The organism is Martelella lutilitoris (assembly GCF_016598595.1).
Taxonomy (GTDB): domain Bacteria; phylum Pseudomonadota; class Alphaproteobacteria; order Rhizobiales; family Rhizobiaceae; genus Martelella; species Martelella lutilitoris_A.
The window spans coordinates 4,245,366-4,261,808 of record NZ_CP066786.1 but is presented as its reverse complement, the minus strand read 5'-3'; the positions used below and the strand labels follow the sequence as shown (position 1 = coordinate 4,261,808).

Annotated in this window: 18 protein-coding genes and 1 tRNA gene; 7 read left to right on the top strand and 12 right to left on the bottom strand. The window is 63.2% G+C overall.

The genetic code is table 11. The features are described 5' to 3' along the window. Positions 1-71: 71 nt before the first annotated feature. Positions 72-632: an FxsA family protein gene (locus JET14_RS20135; RefSeq protein ID WP_200335983.1), complete on the top strand. Its 561-nt coding sequence runs from the start codon at positions 72-74 to the stop codon at positions 630-632. A gap of 128 nt (positions 633-760) precedes the next feature. Next, positions 761-1,243 (top strand): protein-export chaperone SecB, encoded by a 483-nt coding sequence (secB, locus tag JET14_RS20130; RefSeq protein ID WP_200335981.1) that lies wholly within the window; start codon positions 761-763, stop codon positions 1,241-1,243. Between the two features lie 85 nt (positions 1,244-1,328). Here secB and JET14_RS20125 read toward each other — a convergent pair whose 3' ends face one another. Both JET14_RS20125 and JET14_RS20120 read right to left on the bottom strand, forming a co-directional pair. Further along, complete coding sequence (locus JET14_RS20125; RefSeq protein WP_200335979.1) at positions 1,329-2,621, bottom strand: Hsp70 family protein; 1,293 nt, start codon at positions 2,619-2,621, stop codon at positions 1,329-1,331. Positions 2,622-2,761: 140 nt separating this feature from the next. After that, positions 2,762-3,715, bottom strand: a complete 954-nt coding sequence (locus JET14_RS20120; protein ID WP_024707597.1) for a bifunctional enoyl-CoA hydratase/phosphate acetyltransferase — start codon at positions 3,713-3,715, stop codon at positions 2,762-2,764. Between the two features lie 423 nt (positions 3,716-4,138). On the opposite strand from JET14_RS20120, the gene JET14_RS20115 reads away from it, so the two are divergent. Both JET14_RS20115 and JET14_RS20110 read left to right on the top strand, forming a co-directional pair. Beyond that, positions 4,139-4,477 carry an MliC family protein gene (locus JET14_RS20115; RefSeq protein WP_024707596.1) on the top strand — a complete coding sequence of 113 codons (339 nt, stop codon included), beginning with the start codon at positions 4,139-4,141 and terminating at the stop codon, positions 4,475-4,477. Between the two features lie 6 nt (positions 4,478-4,483). Continuing rightward, positions 4,484-5,017 (top strand): AAA family ATPase, encoded by a 534-nt coding sequence (locus tag JET14_RS20110; RefSeq protein ID WP_200335978.1) that lies wholly within the window; start codon positions 4,484-4,486, stop codon positions 5,015-5,017. On the opposite strand, the gene JET14_RS20105 is transcribed toward JET14_RS20110, so the two are convergent. Continuing rightward, entirely contained in the window at positions 5,011-5,406 is a 396-nt protein-coding gene (locus tag JET14_RS20105; protein WP_200335977.1) for a VOC family protein, read from the bottom strand. The genes JET14_RS20110 and JET14_RS20105 overlap by 7 nt on opposite strands. A gap of 187 nt (positions 5,407-5,593) precedes the next feature. Here JET14_RS20105 and JET14_RS20100 point away from each other — a divergent pair, with 187 nt between their 5' ends. From JET14_RS20100 to JET14_RS20090, 3 genes are all read left to right on the top strand, one after another. Beyond that, positions 5,594-6,481 (top strand): DMT family transporter, encoded by an 888-nt coding sequence (locus JET14_RS20100; RefSeq protein ID WP_200335973.1) that lies wholly within the window; start codon positions 5,594-5,596, stop codon positions 6,479-6,481. Between the two features lie 112 nt (positions 6,482-6,593). After that, positions 6,594-7,190 carry a GTP cyclohydrolase I FolE gene (folE, locus tag JET14_RS20095; RefSeq protein ID WP_246750410.1) on the top strand — a complete coding sequence of 199 codons (597 nt, stop codon included), beginning with the start codon at positions 6,594-6,596 and terminating at the stop codon, positions 7,188-7,190. A 113-nt stretch (positions 7,191-7,303) separates the two neighbouring features. Further along, positions 7,304-7,379 (top strand) — tRNA-Thr (locus JET14_RS20090). A gap of 216 nt (positions 7,380-7,595) precedes the next feature. Here the strand turns inward: JET14_RS20090 and JET14_RS20085 are convergent. From JET14_RS20085 to JET14_RS20045, 9 genes are read right to left on the bottom strand one after another with little or no spacing between them, the layout of a single operon-like run. Beyond that, positions 7,596-8,594, bottom strand: coding sequence for an ABC transporter ATP-binding protein (locus tag JET14_RS20085; protein ID WP_200335971.1), 999 nt, complete (start codon positions 8,592-8,594; stop codon positions 7,596-7,598). Further along, on the bottom strand, positions 8,591-9,583 hold the full coding sequence (locus JET14_RS20080) for an ABC transporter ATP-binding protein (RefSeq protein ID WP_200335964.1): 993 nt from the start codon (positions 9,581-9,583) through the stop codon (positions 8,591-8,593). Before JET14_RS20080 ends, JET14_RS20085 begins: the two co-directional genes overlap by 4 nt. Beyond that, entirely contained in the window at positions 9,576-11,129 is a 1,554-nt protein-coding gene (locus tag JET14_RS20075; RefSeq protein WP_246750407.1) for a gamma-glutamyltransferase family protein, read from the bottom strand. Before JET14_RS20075 ends, JET14_RS20080 begins: the two co-directional genes overlap by 8 nt. Then, positions 11,126-12,013, bottom strand: a complete 888-nt coding sequence (locus JET14_RS20070) for a polysaccharide deacetylase family protein (protein ID WP_200335962.1) — start codon at positions 12,011-12,013, stop codon at positions 11,126-11,128. Before JET14_RS20070 ends, JET14_RS20075 begins: the two co-directional genes overlap by 4 nt. Next, the gene (locus tag JET14_RS20065) at positions 12,010-12,798 is read right to left on the bottom strand and encodes an SDR family NAD(P)-dependent oxidoreductase (RefSeq protein ID WP_200335957.1); all 789 of its coding nucleotides are present in this window, start codon (positions 12,796-12,798) and stop codon (positions 12,010-12,012) included. Before JET14_RS20065 ends, JET14_RS20070 begins: the two co-directional genes overlap by 4 nt. 6 nt (positions 12,799-12,804) lie before the next feature. Next, positions 12,805-13,671 (bottom strand): ABC transporter permease, encoded by an 867-nt coding sequence (locus tag JET14_RS20060; protein WP_246750406.1) that lies wholly within the window; start codon positions 13,669-13,671, stop codon positions 12,805-12,807. Then, positions 13,668-14,597 (bottom strand): ABC transporter permease, encoded by a 930-nt coding sequence (locus JET14_RS20055; protein WP_200335956.1) that lies wholly within the window; start codon positions 14,595-14,597, stop codon positions 13,668-13,670. The genes JET14_RS20060 and JET14_RS20055 overlap by 4 nt, the downstream gene beginning before the upstream one ends. A gap of 9 nt (positions 14,598-14,606) precedes the next feature. Further along, on the bottom strand, positions 14,607-16,103 hold the full coding sequence (locus tag JET14_RS20050; protein ID WP_246750405.1) for an ABC transporter substrate-binding protein: 1,497 nt from the start codon (positions 16,101-16,103) through the stop codon (positions 14,607-14,609). 19 nt (positions 16,104-16,122) lie between these two features. Further along, positions 16,123-16,443 (bottom strand): hypothetical protein, encoded by a 321-nt coding sequence (locus tag JET14_RS20045; RefSeq protein WP_200335955.1) that lies wholly within the window; start codon positions 16,441-16,443, stop codon positions 16,123-16,125.

The following is a 16,443-nucleotide window of genomic DNA, read 5'->3' as shown; positions in this document are numbered from 1 at the left end:
TGTAACACTTCGTCGGAAGGCGTTCATTTCGTCATGATCATAAACGAAGACGGACCGAACAGGAAACCGATTTGCCGCTTCTGATTGCCATCATTCTCTTCCCCTTCGTGGAAATCGCCGGATTCATCATCGTCGGGCGGGCCATCGGCCTGTTTCCGACGCTGGGCCTGATTGTCCTGACCGCCGTGATCGGCGCGATCCTGTTGCGCGTGCAGGGCTTCTCCGTGCTGCAGCGGCTGCAGACGGATGTGCGCGACGGCGGCGATCCGGGCCGCGAAATGGTGCATGGCGCGATGATCGTGCTTGCCGGCATCCTGCTGCTCATTCCCGGCTTCGTCACCGACCTCATCGGTTTTCTGCTCTTCATCCCGCCCTTCAGGGATTTCGTCTGGCGGCGGATCAGCAGGAACATGGTCGTTGTCTCGCAGGGCTCCGGCTTCTTTCGCGCCGGGCCGGGACCGGGCGGTCCAGGCGGGCCGCGCAAGCCGGGCGGCAAGGGGCCGACCGTCGTCGATCTCGACGCCGAGGATTTTTCCTCCGGCTCATCCGATCCGAACTCCCCCTGGGCGGAACGCGACAGGCTCGATGACGAGCGCTCCGACGACGACAGGAAAAACGACAGGGACCGCTAGAGGGCGAAAAGCCGGGACGGTCGGTCACGCGCCTTGCGCTGCGGGCTCTTCAGGGGCGGCCAAGGGTTGTGCGCTTGCGCCCTAAATGCTAACTGGCAATCCAAATTGACCACTCGAAAGGACGCGAAATGGCAGAGGAAAACGGCGCTGAGAAGAAGCAGAGCCCGTCGCTCAGCATTCTGACGCAGTACATCAAGGATCTTTCCTTCGAAAATCCCGGCGCCCCGGCTTCGCTGCAGAAGCGCGAAGGCCAGCCGAACATCAACATCAGTGTCAATGTCAACGCCAATCCGCTCGGCGAGGACAATTACGATGTTCTCTTGTCGCTGAAGGCCGAGGCCAAATCCAACGACAAGACGCTGTTCCTGTGCGAGCTGGTCTATGGCGGCGTCTTCCGGGTGGCGAACTTCCCCAAGGAACACGTGCTGCCGATGCTGTTCATCGAATGCCCGCGCCTGCTCTTCCCGTTTGCCCGCCAGATCGTGGCGGACGCTACCCGCAACGGCGGCTACCCGCCGCTTCTGGTCGACCCGATCGACTTCGCGCAGATGTTCCAGAAGCGCATGGCCGAGGAACAGGCCCGCGCCAAGGTCCAGCAGCCTGCCAACTGAGCGGACTGACAAGAGCTTCAGGAAAGACCCGGCCTTCGCGCCGGGTTTTTTTTGTAAGGTTCGTTTCGTCTGAGGCGCGAAGCGCTCAGGCTTCGTGCGGGAAATTCTCCTCCGCGCCGATCAGCGCCAGACCGTGCGCGATCGAGAGAAGCTCGCCGCCGGTTTCGATGCGGGAGACGTCGAAGCGATTTTCGAAGATGTTCCGGACGGCCGGCACGAAGGAGGAGCCGCCGGTCAGGAACACCTTGTCGATCTCGGTTGCGGCGATGCCAGCCGCCGCGATCGCCTCGTCGAGCGCGTCCTCCATCTGCCGCAACTCGCCCGAAATCCAACCCTCGAAATCGGCCCGGCGCACCATGCGGCGGCTGTCGCGGCCGAGCGGCGCGAAGAAGAATTCCGCTTCCTCGTTCTCCGAGAGCGCCCGCTTGGCGGCCGAGACCGCCTCATAGAGCGGATAGCCCTCGTCGTTCTCGATGAGCTCGATGAAGAGCTCCAGCGCCTCCGGGTCGCTTGCGTCCCGCACCAGACTCTTCAGGTCGGCAAAGTCGCGCGTGGTCTTGAAGATCGACAGCTGGCTCCAGCGGCCGAAACTGGCGTAATAGTTCGACGGCACGTCGAGGTTTTTGCCGAAGCTCCTGTAGGTCGTGCCCTTGCCGAGCATCGGGCTCACCACATTGTCGATGATGCGGTAGTCGAACATGTCGCCGGCCACGCCGACGCCGGAATGCGACAGGGGTTCGGCGGAAAGCTTGCCTGCGCTTTTCGAAAAGCGGATGATCGAATAGTCGGTAGTGCCGCCGCCGAAATCGGCGACCAGGACATTGGCATCGCTCTCAAGCCGGCTGGCGAAATACCAGGCGGCCGCCACCGGCTCCAGCACGAAGCGGATTTCCGGGAAACCGAAGCGTGAGAGCGCGTCATTGTAGCGCTCCAGCGCCAGCGTCTCGTCGGCGCCGATGCCGGCAAAGCGCACCGGGCGGCCGGCGACGACACGGGCAACATCGCGGGGCCAGCCATCGCCCGCATAGGCCATCAGCTTTTCCAGGAATACGGCCATCAGGTCGGCAAATGAGTGGCGGCGGCCGAGCACGGCCGTCTCCGAAAACAGCGGGCTTGCCGCATAGGTCTTGATCGACTGGAGGAAGCGGCACTCGCCGGGATGGTCGATCAGCGTGCGGATCGCCGCTGCGCCCGCTTCCGTGACAAGCGGCGCGCCGACGGCGGCCTGCCGGTCCTTCATGAAGGAAAGGCAGGTCCGCATCGTGTCGGTCGTTCCCGCCAGGCTCTCGAATGTCAGCGAACGGGTTTCGTTCTCACCATCCGCGGGAAGCGCGATCACGGTATTGGTCGTGCCGAAGTCCAAGCCGAGCGCGGTCATGACGCCGTCCTTTGATCTGAGGGAATGTCTTGCGAAGGGCGGCGGTTATACGCCTTTGGGGCGTCATGGCAAGACGCGGACATGAAAAAGCCGCCGCGGCTTTCGCCGCGGCGGCTTGGGAGTCGTCGGTTCGTCGCTGCTCAGAGCGCCGGGAAACGGCCGTTGCGGCGGGCATCCGCCATCAGGGCCGCAATCGCGCAGGAGCCGATACGGGCCTGCGCGCCATCGGCGCGGCTTGTCAGGATGATCGGAATGCGGGCGCCGAGGATGATGCCCGAGGAGGTGGCGCCGCCGAGAAGCACGAGCTGCTTGGCCAGCATGTTGCCGGATTCCAGATCAGGCGTCAGCAGGATATCGGCATCACCGGAAACGACCGACGAGATGCCCTTGATCTTGGCGGCCTCGAGGCTGATCGCATTGTCGAAGGCCAGCGGTCCGTCAACGATGGCATTGGTGATCTGTCCGCGATCGGCCATCTTCGACAGGCAGGCGGCGTCTATGGTCGACTGGATCGCGGGATTTACGGTTTCAACGGCCGAGAGCACGGCGACCTTCGGCGTGATCTCGACATCGGAGATCGCGATCATCAGATCGATGGCGTTCTGGGCAATGTCGACCTTGGCGGCAAGGTCCGGTTTGATGTTCATCGCCGCGTCGGTGATAAAGAAGGGCTTGGGATATTCCGGATCAACCATGGCGAAGACGTGGGATATGCGCCGGCCGGTCCTCAGCCCGGCATCCTTCTTGATGACGGCGCCCATATATTCATCCGTGTGCAGGCTGCCCTTCATCAGGGCTTCGGCCTCGCCCTTGCTGGCAAGGGCGACGGCCTGCGCGGCGGAGGCATGGCTGTGCGGCGTGTCGATCATCCTATAGCCGGAAATGTCGATCTCGTTCTCATCGGCGATGGCCTTGATCTTGCTTTCCGGGCCGACCAGAATCGGCTCGATCAGGTTTTCATGGGCGGCCTCGACGGCGCCCAAGAGCGCGTCGCGACTGCAGGGGTGCACAACGGCGGTCGCGATCGCCGGCTTCTGCGCGGCGCGCTCGATGAAATTCTTGTTGAAGCCTGCGACGTCGAATTTGTCGGCCATCGTGGAATACTCCTTGGGTGATCGGGTTATGCTCGGGAGGTTCGTGCTGAGAAGGGCTGAAAGGTGTTCATTGCGGACCCGTGCGTTCCCGCGTCCGCACTGCGTGCCGGGCAGACTGAGGCCTTTGGGAGGGCAAGGCTTTGGTCCGCTTCTTCTGCCATATCGGTCTCTTCCGGTTTCCGTCATGCGCAAGCCGGCCGGGTGGACTTCGGCAAAGCTGAGGGTTAACGTGAACCCGCTTCTGCCCGGATGCCGCCGCAAGACGCCTTCGACTTAAGGCTAAGTTTTTAGCGCGGCCTTGAGCAAGATCAATCTGGCATATTAGTCTGCCGCGGCTATCCGAAACGGCACCCCCAGCCGGTTGGGCGCTTCAAATCAGACCAATGATAGGGAAGGTTCATGTCGAGGAAAAGAAAAGTATTGATGTCCGTCATGTTTGCCGGGCTTATGGCCGGTGCGGCGCAGGCGCAGAGCGCGCTGTCGATCAAGGTGCCGGGCGGTCCGGACGCGATCGACACCGAGGCCGTGTACGATTGCGGCGGCTTCACGCTGAAGGCGCGTTACGTGACGAGCGGCGAGGTTTCGCTGGCGCGGCTCGAGTGGCCGGATCACCTGACCATCGCCGCCCAGGTGATTTCCGCTTCCGGCGCGCGCTATGCGGCCGGTCCCTATGTCTGGTGGACGAAGGGTGACGGGGCGACGCTCTATAACGTGATGAACGGCGAGAACGATCCGGGCATTGCCTGCGAAACCGCATCCTGAACGCCGGTGGAACGGTTCTTCGCCATTTCCGGCTGCTCGGGCGGCGGCAAGTCGAGCCTGATCGAGGCGCTTGCCGCCCTGGGCTTTTCCGTGGTTCCCGAGCCCGGCCGCCGGATTGTGGCGGAGGAACAGGCCGGCGAGGGCAAGGCGCTGCCGTGGGTGGACATGGCAGCCTTTGCCCGAAGAGCGGTCGCAATGGCCGCCGCCGACCACCGGGCAATGCACGATACAGCCGGGCCCGTTTTCTTCGATCGCGGCCTGGTTGATGCCGTGGCGGGCCTCGGCCATGCAACCGGAACAGTCGCAATCCCCGATATCGTCAGGCAGCTTCGCTACAACGAGACCGTTTTCATGGTCCCGCCGTGGCCGGAAATCTACGTCAACGACGCCGAACGTCGCCACGGGCTGGAGGAGGGAATCGCCGAATATGAGCGATTGCTGAATTTCTACCCGAAACTCGGTTACCGCCCGGTTCTCCTGCCCAAGGCCGATATCGAGACCCGCACGCGCTTCATTCTGCAACAGATCGGCGCCTACTGAAAGCGGCCGCCGCGTTCGAGCACCTCGATCTTGTAGCCGTCGGGGTCCGTCACGAAGAAGAAGCGGGCAAAGGGCGCGCCCTCGCGCTCCATGGCGACCAGCCTGCCGACGGGAATGCCGAGTTCGGTCAGACGCCGATGTTCGGCCTCGATGTCTGCCACGCTGACGGCGAGATGGCCATAGCCATCGCCGAGATCATAGGCCTCGCTCTGGCCTGCATTGACCGTCAGTTCCAGTTCGAAACCGGTCTCGGCATTGGCGAGATAGATGAGCGTGAAGCCGTCAAACGGGAAACGGTCCACCACCTCAAGGCCGAACAGCAGGTGGTAGAAATCGATCGACCGGGTCTCATCCAGCACGCGGATCATCGAATGGATCATCTTGGCCATGGCGACGGCTCCCTTGGTTTTGTCCTTCCATAGGTCATTTGCGATCGCCGGAAAAGGCCCGGAGGCATTTTCAGAAGGCGAACCGTTCTGCCCCTTCGACGGCTTGACCGCCCGAGGGACCGGGTCTATCGCCGGTGATTGAGCGCGCTGCCCGGAGAACCCCGGGCGCGTCGGCAAGGGGGAGAGCATGGCGTCACTGACCCGCACTTCGGGCATCGGCTTTGCGGTTGCGGCGGTCGCGACGCTGTCGGGCGTCGACGCGCTGGCGAAAAGCCTCGGGGCGGAGATGTCGAGCTTTCAGGTCACGTTCCTGCGCTACACGGTCTCGGCGCTGTTTCTTGGCCTGTTCGTTGCCGTCTTCGTGCGCCGGAGGCCGAAACCCGGCTTCATGAAGGACCATGCGCTGAAAGGGTTTCTCGCTGCCGCCACCGCCAGCCTGTTCTTCTACGGCATTGCCGGCATGCCGCTGGTCATGGCGCTCGCGCTGGCCATGACCGCGCCGATCTACATGGCCCTGCTCGGCGCGCTGGTCTTCGGCGAGCGGCCCGGGCGGGCGACCTATCTGGCGCTTCTGCTCGCGGTGTCGGGATCGGGGCTCATCGTTGCGGCGAGGGGCTCGGGGCTTGCCGGACCGCCAGTCTCGCTTGCCGCCATCGCAGCCGGGCTTGCCGCGCCGCTCGCCTATGCATTCACCGCGATCGCGATGAAGCGCTCGTCGGCCAATGACCATCCGATCACGCTCAGCATGATGCAGACAGCCTTTGCCGCGCTTTTCTCGGCGCCGATGGCGCTCTTGCTGTGGCAGGCGCCCGATCCGGCGCTTTCCTGGCAGATCGCCCTGATCGGGCTTTGCGGCGCGCTCGGCTTCATCTTTCTGGTCGCCGGGCTGAACCGCATGCCGGCCTCGCTTTATGCGGTGGTCGATTACTCCTCGCTTGTCTGGGCGGGGTTCTACGGTTTTGTCTTCTTCGACGAAATCCCCACATGGCCCACCCTCGCCGGCGGCGCGCTGATCGTGGCCGCCTGCGTGCTGTCTGCCGGGAGCCAGAGGAGCGCCCTGCCGGAAAGGTCTTGAACTTGACATCCGCCAGGGTCTAAAGCGGGTCCGGGAAAAGTGGAGATCGGTTTTCCGTCCGGACGCGCGGAAAAACAAAAGACAAGCGTGTCCGGCAAGCAAAGGGTGAAGCGTGAACGACATTCCGAGACATATCGACGATCAGCGGCGCGAGACGATCATGAAGGCCGTGAGCGAGATTCTGGCGGCGCTCGGCGAGGATCCTACGCGCGAGGGCCTCAGGGACACGCCCTCGCGGGTGGCGAAAATGTACATGGACGTCTTTTCCGGCCTTCATGAGGATGCTTCGGAACATCTGAAGACGGTCTTCACCGAAGACGGACACAACGAGATCGTCATCGTCAGGGAGATCGCCTTTCACACCATGTGCGAGCATCACCTCCTGCCGTTCTTCGGAAGGGCGCATATCGCCTATCTGCCGGATGGCGGACGACTGACCGGCCTTTCCAAGCTCGCCCGCGTGGTCGAAACGCTTGCCCGCCGGCCGCAGCTTCAGGAGCGGTTGACCGACCAGATTGCCGACGCGATCGAAACCGTCCTCAGGCCGAAGGGCGTCATGGTGCTGGCAGAAGCGCGCCACATGTGCATGGAGATGCGCGGCATCAAGGCTCATGGCGCCAATACCGTCACGCTGGTTTCGCGCGGCGTGTTCAAGACCGATCCCGCACAGCGCGCCGAGACCCTTGCCCTTCTGCGCGGCCCCGTCTGACGAAGACCGTCCGTCCTGTATCTTTTTTTGCCGCGCTGCAGGCAAAGACGCTTGAAAAACCCGCCAAGAGCCTGTAACAGCCCCATGCATCGCAACGCGCCAGCCGCGTTCGGGCCGCTTTAGCTCAGTTGGTAGAGCACATCATTCGTAATGATGGGGTCACGTGTTCGAGTCACGTAAGCGGCACCACCATAAGTTTGTATCTTTGCATCAAAGTTTCGCTGCCGTTTTCGGCGCCTCGCCCTGGAGCCTGAATTCCCCGGCGTTCCTTGCGCTTCCATGTGGTTGCAGCAAGGACGAAGCGCCAAAGCGGTTGCAGGAAAGGTGGATGCCGGTTTTCCATCCGCAACTGCACAAAACAAAGAGATAGAACGCCTGCGCGATTCAGAGAGAAGCGGAAGCGATCTAGCTCAGGAAGCAGGCAAGCCGCCTGGCGCCCGCGTCGGTGTGGCGGGCGGGCGGGCGGTCGTCCGCGCAGCGGCTTTCTGCAATGGGGCAGCGCGTGATGAAGGGACAGCCTTTCGGCGGATCGAGCGGGCTCGGCAGATCGCCTTCCAGAAGCTGAACGACCTTGTTGCGTTCGGCCACGGGGTCGGGCAACGGAATGGCGGCCAGGAGCGCCTGCGTGTAAGGGTGACGCGGGTCGGCAAAAAGCGTTGCCGCCGGTCCTTCCTCGACGATCGTGCCGAGATACATCACCACCACCCGGTCAGCGATATGGCGGACGACCGAGAGGTCGTGGGAGATGAAGATATAGGCAAGGCCCAACTCGCGCTGGAGCCGCATCAGGAGGTTCAGGATCTGCGACTGGATCGAGACGTCGAGGGCGGAGACCGCCTCGTCGCAAATGATCACGTCGGGCTTCAGCGCCAGCGCCCTTGCAATGACCACGCGCTGGCGCTGGCCGCCGGAAAGCTCGTTCGGGTAGCGGTCACGCTGGCCGGGATTGAGGCCGACCTGCTCCAGAAGCTCATCCACGCGCGCCTTGCGCTCGCGGGCGGGGACATTGTGGATGGCAAGCGGTTCGGCAATCGACTGAGCGATGGTGCGCTTGGGATCAAGGGCCGACACCGGATCCTGAAAGACGACCTGGAGATTGCGCCACATGGCGGCCCGCTCCATCGCATTCATCTCCGTCAGGTCGCGACCGCGGAAGAAGATGCGACCTTCGGTTGCCGGCTCCAGCCCCAGAATGGCGTTGCCGGTGGTCGACTTGCCGCATCCGGATTCCCCGACGATTGCCAGCGTCTCGCCTTCACAGACATGAAAAGACACGCCGTCGACGGCCTTCACCACCTGTTGCGGCTCCTTCGCAAACAGCGTCTTCCGGCCGGAAGGGAAGTGAACCTTCAGTTCCTCGATCCGGAGCAGAGGGGTGTGGCCGGTCTCGGTCTTCGCGCTCATATCAGTGTTCCGGTTTCTTCGTGACGCCAGCAGGCAACCTTGCGTCCGGTTTCGCCCTCGGAGGGGAAGGCGAGCGGCGGGGTCCGGGCGCAGATATCGGCCGCCAGTGGACAGCGGGTGCGAAAGCGACAGCCCTGCGGAAAGGCGCTGATATCCGGTACGGTGCCGCTGATGGAAAAGAGCTCGCGCTTCGGTTCGTCGGTGATCTTCGGGATCGTGGTCAGCAGGAGTTTCGTATAAGGATGGCGGGGCCCGGCAAACAGCGTCTCGACATCGGCCTGCTCGACGATCCGGCCGCCATACATGACGCAGACCCGGTCGGCGACGGAAGCGACCACGCCCATGTCGTGCGTTATGATCAGGATCGAAGTTCCGGTTTCATCGCGCAACCGCCGCATCAGCTGCAGGATCTGCGCCTGCACCGTGACATCGAGCGCGGTCGTCGGCTCGTCGGCAACCAGAAGGTCCGGGCGGGCAATGAGCGCCGAGGCGATCATCACGCGCTGGCACATGCCGCCCGAAAGGGAGGAGGGGAATTGCTTCGCGCGCTTTTCCGGTTCCGGAATGCCGACATCGGCGAGCATGGCGACGGCCTGCCGATAGGCGTCGCGCTCGCCGGCGCGGCCATGAACGACGAGGCTTTCGGCCACCTGCGCGCCGACGCTCATGAGGGGGTTGAGGGAGGCGACAGGCTCCTGGAAGATCATCGAAACCGCCGTTCCCCGCAGCTTTCGCATCGCGATATCATCAGCTGTATCGAGAGCGGCGCCGTTGAGGCGGATTGCACCGCCGGTCTGGGCGACGCGCCCGCCAAGCAGGCCCAGCAGCGAAAGCGCCGTCAGGCTCTTGCCGGACCCGGATTCGCCGACAAGCGCAACGATCTCGCCCTTGCCGATGTCGAGATCCACACCGTCGACCACGGAATAGGGGCCGACGGAGATTTCAAGGCCTGAGACTTCCAATGTGGGCGCTTTCCGGCTTTCAGCCATCCAGATCATCCTCCGCCACGGCCTTTGCCCACGGGTTGACCGGATGGACCATGCCGATATGCCCGTCTTCCCTCGCCATCACCGCGGACGGGATGGAGAAATTGACCGGGTGCAGGGTGTTGGTCACAAGGTTGACGGAAAAATCTTCGGCAATGGCGGCCGCGACATCGGCATCGGCCGCACGGTCGACGGCAATGGTCGGCGCGCTGGCGTCGATGCGCGGCGTGTGGAAGGCCGCGGAGAGATCCATGCCGCCATCAATCACATAGGAGAGAATTTGCGTCAGCGCCGGGAAGATCTGGCGCCCGCCGGCCGCGCCGATCGCCATCCACGGCCGACCCGCCTTGCGAACGATCACCGGCGCCATGTTGGCAAGCGGTTTCACATCCGGCGCGATGCGGTTGGGAACGCCGGGACGCGGATCGAACCACATCATGCCGTTGTTCATCAGCATGCCGCTTTCCGGCAGAACCACCTTGGAGCCGAAGCGCGACAGCAGCGTGTTGGTAAGCGAGACCATGTTGCCGGCGGCGTCGACCACGCAGAGATGGCTGGTGCAGTCCTGACCTTCCCCGGCATGGCCCATATGCGTCAGCCGGTCGGCATAGGTGGCGCGGATGGCGCGGGCATAGGCCTTTGCCGCAGGGGCGCCGGGAATGGCGGAAACCGGCAGCGTGGTTTCGAGCCGTTTCAGCGTATCAAGAAGGCTCGGCCCGCCGCCAAGGCCGGAGGCGACGTTGACCTCGTGGCCCCGGTAGTCAAGCGCCCTAGCCGCGATCCATTCAGGCCGGTAATCGGCAAGGTCTGCGGCATCGATCACAGAGCCGCCAGCATTGAGGTCGCGCACCAGGCCGGCGGCGATCTCGCCCTCGTAGAAGTCGCGCGCGCCGGCCTTGGCCAGTCGCTTCAGAAGCTTCGCCTTGGCGGGCATCGGCAGATAGGTCTCCGCGCCGTTCTTCGCCTTCAGCGCATGGCCGTCCTCATCGAGGAAGAGGCGGGCGGTCTCTGGAAACATCGAAAGGCCGCGTTGATCGATGGCCAGGCAGAGCGAGGTAAACCAGTCGACCAGCATGCCGCGCTCGGCAATCTCGATGGCCGGCTGCAGGGCTTCGGCAAGGCAGAGCGTTCCGTGTTTTTCAAGCGCTTCGGCAAGGCCTGCGACCGAGCCCGGCACGCAGATCGAGGAATAGCCGATAATGTTGCGATCGTCCTTTACCGCGGGCCAGTCGAACCAGTCGCCGTCATTGCCGCCGATCAGAGGATACTGTTCCGGGGCCATGTTTCGGCTGGAGCGCACGTTGAAATCGAGCGCTTCGACGGGGCCGCCATCGGCATCGCTCCAGAGCAGAAATCCGCCGCCGCCGATGCCGCTCAGCCAGGGCTCGACAATCGAGAGAACGAAGGCGGCCGTGACCGCCGCATCCATGGCGTTGCCGCCGGCAGCCAGCACCCTTGCGCCGGCTTCCGCCGCCTCGAAATGCTGGGCGGCGACAATGCCCTTGTCGCTCGCAACCGCCGATTTCTTGATATTCCAGGTTTGCATCATGCGCCTTTCCAGGCCGGGTGGTCAAAAAGCGAGGCCGGGATGTCCGGCGAAACGGCATCGCGGCCCGCGCCATGGTCACGGTAGTGGGCCGCGATCTCCCCTGCCGTCGCGACCCAGATGTTCCTGTCCGAAAGCACGTCTTCCAGAAGCCGGTCGAGCATGGTGATGCGTGAACCCCGACCCGAGATCCAGTCATGCACGGTCAGCATGAACAGCGTCGAGAATCGGCGGCTGGCGGCGAGCTCCTCTTTCCATGCTTCGAGCATCTGGTTGGTGCCGAGCGGCGCGCGCGCGTCGCGTCCGTCGAGAAACTTGAAGAAGATGGCATCGTCCGTTGCCCAGTTGACCGGCACTTCCGTGACGCCGTCAACCGAATAGGGTGTGTCGAAGCCCATCAGCGAGCTGTCGTAAAAGCCGTGGCGCTTGACCTCAGCCAGCATATGCGGCGTCATTTCCCAGGCCGGCGAGCGGAAGCCGGCCGGTTTCCTGCCCGTCTGGCTTTCAAACAGCGCGATGGACGCCTCGAGAACGCGGGTGAATTCCTCATCGCGCGTTTCGTTGACGATCTCGTGGAAATAGCCGTGCAGGCCGATTTCATGACCGGCTTCCGTGAGCGCCGGCAACATCCATGGATTTTCCTCGGCGACAGCGGCCGGCACGAAGAAGCTTGCCTTCACTCCATGACGGGCGAGAAGATCGGCAATGCGGCTGATGCCGATACGCGGCCCGTAGCGGCGCTGCTCCAGATGCGAAAGCAGTTCCGGCACATCTTTGCGGTTGCTCCACATCCACGGCGCATGGGCATCGACGTCGATGGAAAAGCAAAAGGCCGACTGCCTGCCGTCCGGCCAGGGATAGGGTTCAGGAAGGTCGAGCGGGCTCATAGCGGCGACTTCTTGTCCTGCGTGACTGTCATCGTGCCGGCGGAATTGCCGCCGTCGATCGTCAGCGTCGAACCGGTGACATAGGACGAGGCATCCGAGGCCAGATAGAAGAGCCCCGGCGCGATATCCTCGATCGTGCTGGCGCGTCCCAGGGGTATGTTGGAGACGGTGTTCCTCACATGCGCGTCGGTGAGCGGGCTGGCGGTGCTGCCGGCGGCAAAGCCGGGCTCCAGCGCGTTGACGCGGATGCCGAATTCGGCGAGTTCCAGCGCAAAACCCTTGGTCATTCGGTCCAGCGCGGTCTTTGAGGTGCAGTAGGGCACGACCGTGCGGCGCATCTTGCGGGCAGCGCCCGAGGAAATGTTGATGATAGAGCCCTTGGCACCCTTGTCGATCATCTGCCGGGCGAAGCCGCGCGTCAGGATGAAGGGAGCGCGCAGGTTGACGTCGAAGATGCGGTCCCATTCATCGGCGTCGATATCGAGCAGGAAACCGCTCGGATAGACGCCGGCATTGTTGATCAGCACATCGGCATGGCCCCATTTTTCGCCGACGGCGGCAATCAGGGTTTCGAGTTCCTCTTTCGAGGTCAGTTCGGCAGCGCAGCCGAACGAGCCTTCCGTGCCAAGTTCGCGAGCAAGCGCATCGAGGGCGGCCTGGTCGCGATCGGTGACGCAGACCTTCGCGCCGGCCTCGGCAAAGGCTTTGGCGATGCCGCGGCCGAAAACGCCGAGCGCGCCGGTGACGACGACGCCTTTTCCTGCAAACTGTTTCGCTGTTTCCATGATTTTCTACCGTGATTTCGGATTGAGATAGTCGCTGAGCGCGTCGCCGATCAGGTTGATCGACAGCACCAGGAGGAAGAGACAGATGCCGGGGAAGGTCGCGATCCACCAGGCATTGGAGACATAATTGCGCCCGACCGAGAGCATCGCGCCCCAGCTTGCCGTCGGCGGCTGCACGCCGAGGCCGAGGAAGGAGAGGCCGGCCTCGAACAGCACCATCAGCCCGAATTCCAGCGTGGCGACCACGGAAAGGGCGGCAACGATATTGGGCAGGACATGAAGGCCGAGCACCCGGATCCAGCTCGCCCCCATAGCGCGCGAAAGCCGGACATAGGGCATGTTGGCAACCGAGAGCGTCTGGCCATAGGCAACGCGCGCATAGCGCGGCCAGCGGGTGAGACCCAGAACCAGAACGACATTGATGAAACCGGGACCGAGAACGGCGACAGTGATGATGGCGAGAAGAATGGCCGGGATCGACAGGAAGATGTCGACCAGACGCATGATCACGGTCTCGACCGTGCCGCGGGAATAGCCGGCGGCCATGCCGAGCAGCGTGCCGGTGATGCCCGAGAGGAGGACCGAGAGCACGGCGACGGACAGTGAAATCCGCGTGCCGTAAATGACGCGGCTCAGGAGGTCGCGGCCGAGTTCGTCCGAACCGAGCAGGAAAGTGGTGCCGCGGATCTCCGTGCCCGGCGGTTTCAGCCGTCCGAGCAGGTTCTGCTTGTTGGGGTCGACCGGGGCAAGCCATGGCGCGAAGATCGCCATTGCGATAAGACAGAGCACGATGATGACGAAAACGCCGACCGGGATCGATCGGCCTGAGGCCGGCGCGAAGAGGGCCTTGAAGAAGCGGGAAGACGATTTCAACGGGTCGCTCCGTCAAGCCTGATCCTCGGGTCGACGAGGCTGTAGAGCAGGTCGGCGAGGAAATTCATGGCGATCGTCACCACCGCGCCGAGCATGACGACCCCCTGGACGATGACGAAGTCGCGGGCGACGACCGACTGCACGGTCAAAAGCCCAAGCCCCGGCCAGGCGAACACCGTCTCGACAATCACCGCGCCGGCAAGCAGCTGCGAAATCTCGATTGCGGTGATCGAGATCACCGGAATTGCGGAATTTCTCAGAAGGTGGCGGACCACAAGCCGTTTGGTGCCGACGCCGCGCGCGCGGGCCGAGCGGATATAATCCTTCGACATTTCGTCGATCACCGAGCTGCGCATGATCCGGGCGAAGGTCGCCATCGACAACAAACCGAGTGCTATGGACGGCATGATCAGATTGAGCCAGGACCCGGTGCCGGACGGCGGCAGCCAGCCGAGGAACACGCCGAAGAACATGATCATCAATATGCCGCTCCAGAAGGTCGGCAGGCTCTGGGCAGCCAGCACCACGCCCATCAGCGGGCTTGTCAGCCGCGAACGGTTGCCGATGGCCAGCAACAGGCCGAGCGGCAGACCGAGGGCGACGGCGACCAGAAGGGCGCCGCCGGCAAGCTGCAGCGTATAGGGCAGACGCGACAGGATGATGGTCGAGACCGGCACATTCTGGACATAGGAGGTGCCGAGATCGAACCGGACCATCTGCCAAAGGAAGTCGAGATATTGCACGACAAGCGGACGGTCGAGGCCCAGCGCGTGGCGAAGCGTCTCGATATCCTGCTGCGTCGCCGTTTCCGGCACCAGAAGATAGGTCGGATCGCCCGTCAGCCGCTGAATGAAGAAGATCAGCGTCATCACGCCGAAAAGCGTGATGAGGGATTGCCAGAGGCGACGCAGAAGGAAATAGCCCATGGAGAAAGCCTATTGCGACCAGCTCATGCGGTTCAGAAACATGCTTTCATTGGCCGTCGGCTGCCATTCCAGCGCATCGGCCGCACCGTAAAGGGCGGTCGCCTGATAGAGAGGCAGGATATAGGTGTTGTCCCTCACGATCTCGGCCACCCGGGCATAATCTTCGAGCCGCTGGTCGCTGTCGACCGTGGTGCGGGCATTTTCCAGGAGAGCGTCAAGTTCGGGATCGTTGACGCGCGACCAGTTGGATGAGGAGTGCAGAAGCGGGAACGCAACGCCGTCGACATCCTGGCAGGCGCAGGACCAGCGGCCGAAATTGAGCTGCGGACGCTGTTCGGGGTCCGCGTTCTGGGCCTTCTTCAGGTAGGTCGCCATGTCGGTGAGCCCGATGTCGACGTTGAAGCCCGCCTCGTTCAGCATCTGCTGGATGGCCTGGACGATGCGCTGGTCGAAGACCGGCGAGGTGGCGAAGGTCATCGGAACCGCGGCTGCATCGCCCTTGGCCGCGACGATTTCCGCCGCCTGTTCGGGATCGTAGGGGATCGGGTCGATACCATCGACATAGCCGAAATGCGCCGAGGTCGCCATCTGGCCGACGACCTGTTCGCCGCCGCCGAGCAGGCCGAGCGCGATGCCTTCGCGGTCCACCGCCATGGCGGCAGCGCGACGCAGTTCCGGATCGTCGAGCGGCGGCACCAGCGTGTTCATGCCCATGAAGGCGACCCGTTCGGTCGGCGCTGTCAGCACCTTCACGTTTGCCGCGCTCTCAAGTTGCATGGCCTGGTCGCTGTCGATGGAGACGATAAGATCGGCCGTGCCGGCGCGCAGATTGGCCACGCGGGTGGAGGCATCGGGAACGGCCATGAACTCGACAGTTTCGAATTCGCCCTGGTCGCCCCAGTAATCGTCATTCTTGTCAAGCGTGACGGAAACACCGCGGTCCCAGGTCTCGAACTTGTAGGGGCCGGAGCCGATCGGATTGGCGTTGAAGTCCTGCTCGCTCACGGTAGCGAGGACATGTTCGGGCACGACCGAGAGCTTGACGAGCTGGGCGAGAAGGACCGGATAGGGGCCATCTGTGGTCAGCACGACCTTGTTGTCAGCCGTCTTCCGCGCATCGATGATCGCGGCAAACTGGCCGAGCTGCGGGCTCGCGAGCTCGGGGTCGGTGATGCGCTTGACGGAATAGACCACGTCGTCGGCGGTCAGCGCCTCGCCGTCATGGAAGGTGATGCCGTCGCGGATGGTGAGCTCCAGTTCGGTGTCGGACAGCCAATTCCATTCCGTCGCGACCTGTGGCGCAATCTCGCCGCCATTGTCGCGGGTGACGATGTTGTCGAAGATATTGCGGTAGACGTAATAGCTGTCCGGATTCCACTGCATGTGGGGGTCGAGCGTCGACGGTTCGTTGACGAGGTCAACCACGAGTTGGTCTTTGGCCTGGGCAATGCCGGCGCTCAGCGCGGCTGCGACGGCGGCAATGGCTACAGTCGTTCTGATAGACAAGATCTGACTCCGTGTTTCTTCAAAAGGCGTCCAAGTGTTCGGGATCGATGATGACGATGGCCTGCGGCTTAGCGCATCGGCCCGAAAATCGGAATCGATTGTCGGAAAGCACGATGCGTAGATTCAATAGGTTAGAGCGCCCTTTGTGCGTCCGAATGGACGCACGGCGCTCTAGGCGGCCATCAAAACGGCAATCGAAGCGCTGCCGCAAAGACTGTTCCGACCGGCTCATGCGGTTGGGCGACACGCTTTTGCCCGAGGTCGCCTGCAGCGCCGGTATGGTGGCGGCCTGGTCGAGCCGCGAAAGAGCGGGCGCGGTGCGGCGCCATGCCGGATACAT

What these genes read in the sequence shown, in the direction of transcription:
- JET14_RS20070 (WP_200335962.1), bottom strand. Translation starts at nt 12,013, where the DNA reads ATGAGCCCGCTCGACCTTCCTGAACCCTATCCCTGGCCGGACGGCAGG.
- JET14_RS20100 (WP_200335973.1), top strand. Translation starts at nt 5,594, where the DNA reads ATGGCGTCACTGACCCGCACTTCGGGCATCGGCTTTGCGGTTGCGGCG.
- JET14_RS20045 (WP_200335955.1), bottom strand. Translation starts at nt 16,443, where the DNA reads ATGTATCCGGCATGGCGCCGCACCGCGCCCGCTCTTTCGCGGCTCGAC.
- JET14_RS20125 (WP_200335979.1), bottom strand. Translation starts at nt 2,621, where the DNA reads ATGACCGCGCTCGGCTTGGACTTCGGCACGACCAATACCGTGATCGCG.
- JET14_RS20115 (WP_024707596.1), top strand. Translation starts at nt 4,139, where the DNA reads ATGTCCGTCATGTTTGCCGGGCTTATGGCCGGTGCGGCGCAGGCGCAG.
- JET14_RS20105 (WP_200335977.1), bottom strand. Translation starts at nt 5,406, where the DNA reads ATGGCCAAGATGATCCATTCGATGATCCGCGTGCTGGATGAGACCCGG.
- secB (WP_200335981.1), top strand. Translation starts at nt 761, where the DNA reads ATGGCAGAGGAAAACGGCGCTGAGAAGAAGCAGAGCCCGTCGCTCAGC.
- JET14_RS20065 (WP_200335957.1), bottom strand. Translation starts at nt 12,798, where the DNA reads ATGGAAACAGCGAAACAGTTTGCAGGAAAAGGCGTCGTCGTCACCGGC.
- JET14_RS20075 (WP_246750407.1), bottom strand. Translation starts at nt 11,129, where the DNA reads ATGATGCAAACCTGGAATATCAAGAAATCGGCGGTTGCGAGCGACAAG.
- JET14_RS20120 (WP_024707597.1), bottom strand. Translation starts at nt 3,715, where the DNA reads ATGGCCGACAAATTCGACGTCGCAGGCTTCAACAAGAATTTCATCGAG.
- JET14_RS20085 (WP_200335971.1), bottom strand. Translation starts at nt 8,594, where the DNA reads ATGAGCGCGAAGACCGAGACCGGCCACACCCCTCTGCTCCGGATCGAG.
- JET14_RS20055 (WP_200335956.1), bottom strand. Translation starts at nt 14,597, where the DNA reads ATGGGCTATTTCCTTCTGCGTCGCCTCTGGCAATCCCTCATCACGCTT.
- JET14_RS20080 (WP_200335964.1), bottom strand. Translation starts at nt 9,583, where the DNA reads ATGGCTGAAAGCCGGAAAGCGCCCACATTGGAAGTCTCAGGCCTTGAA.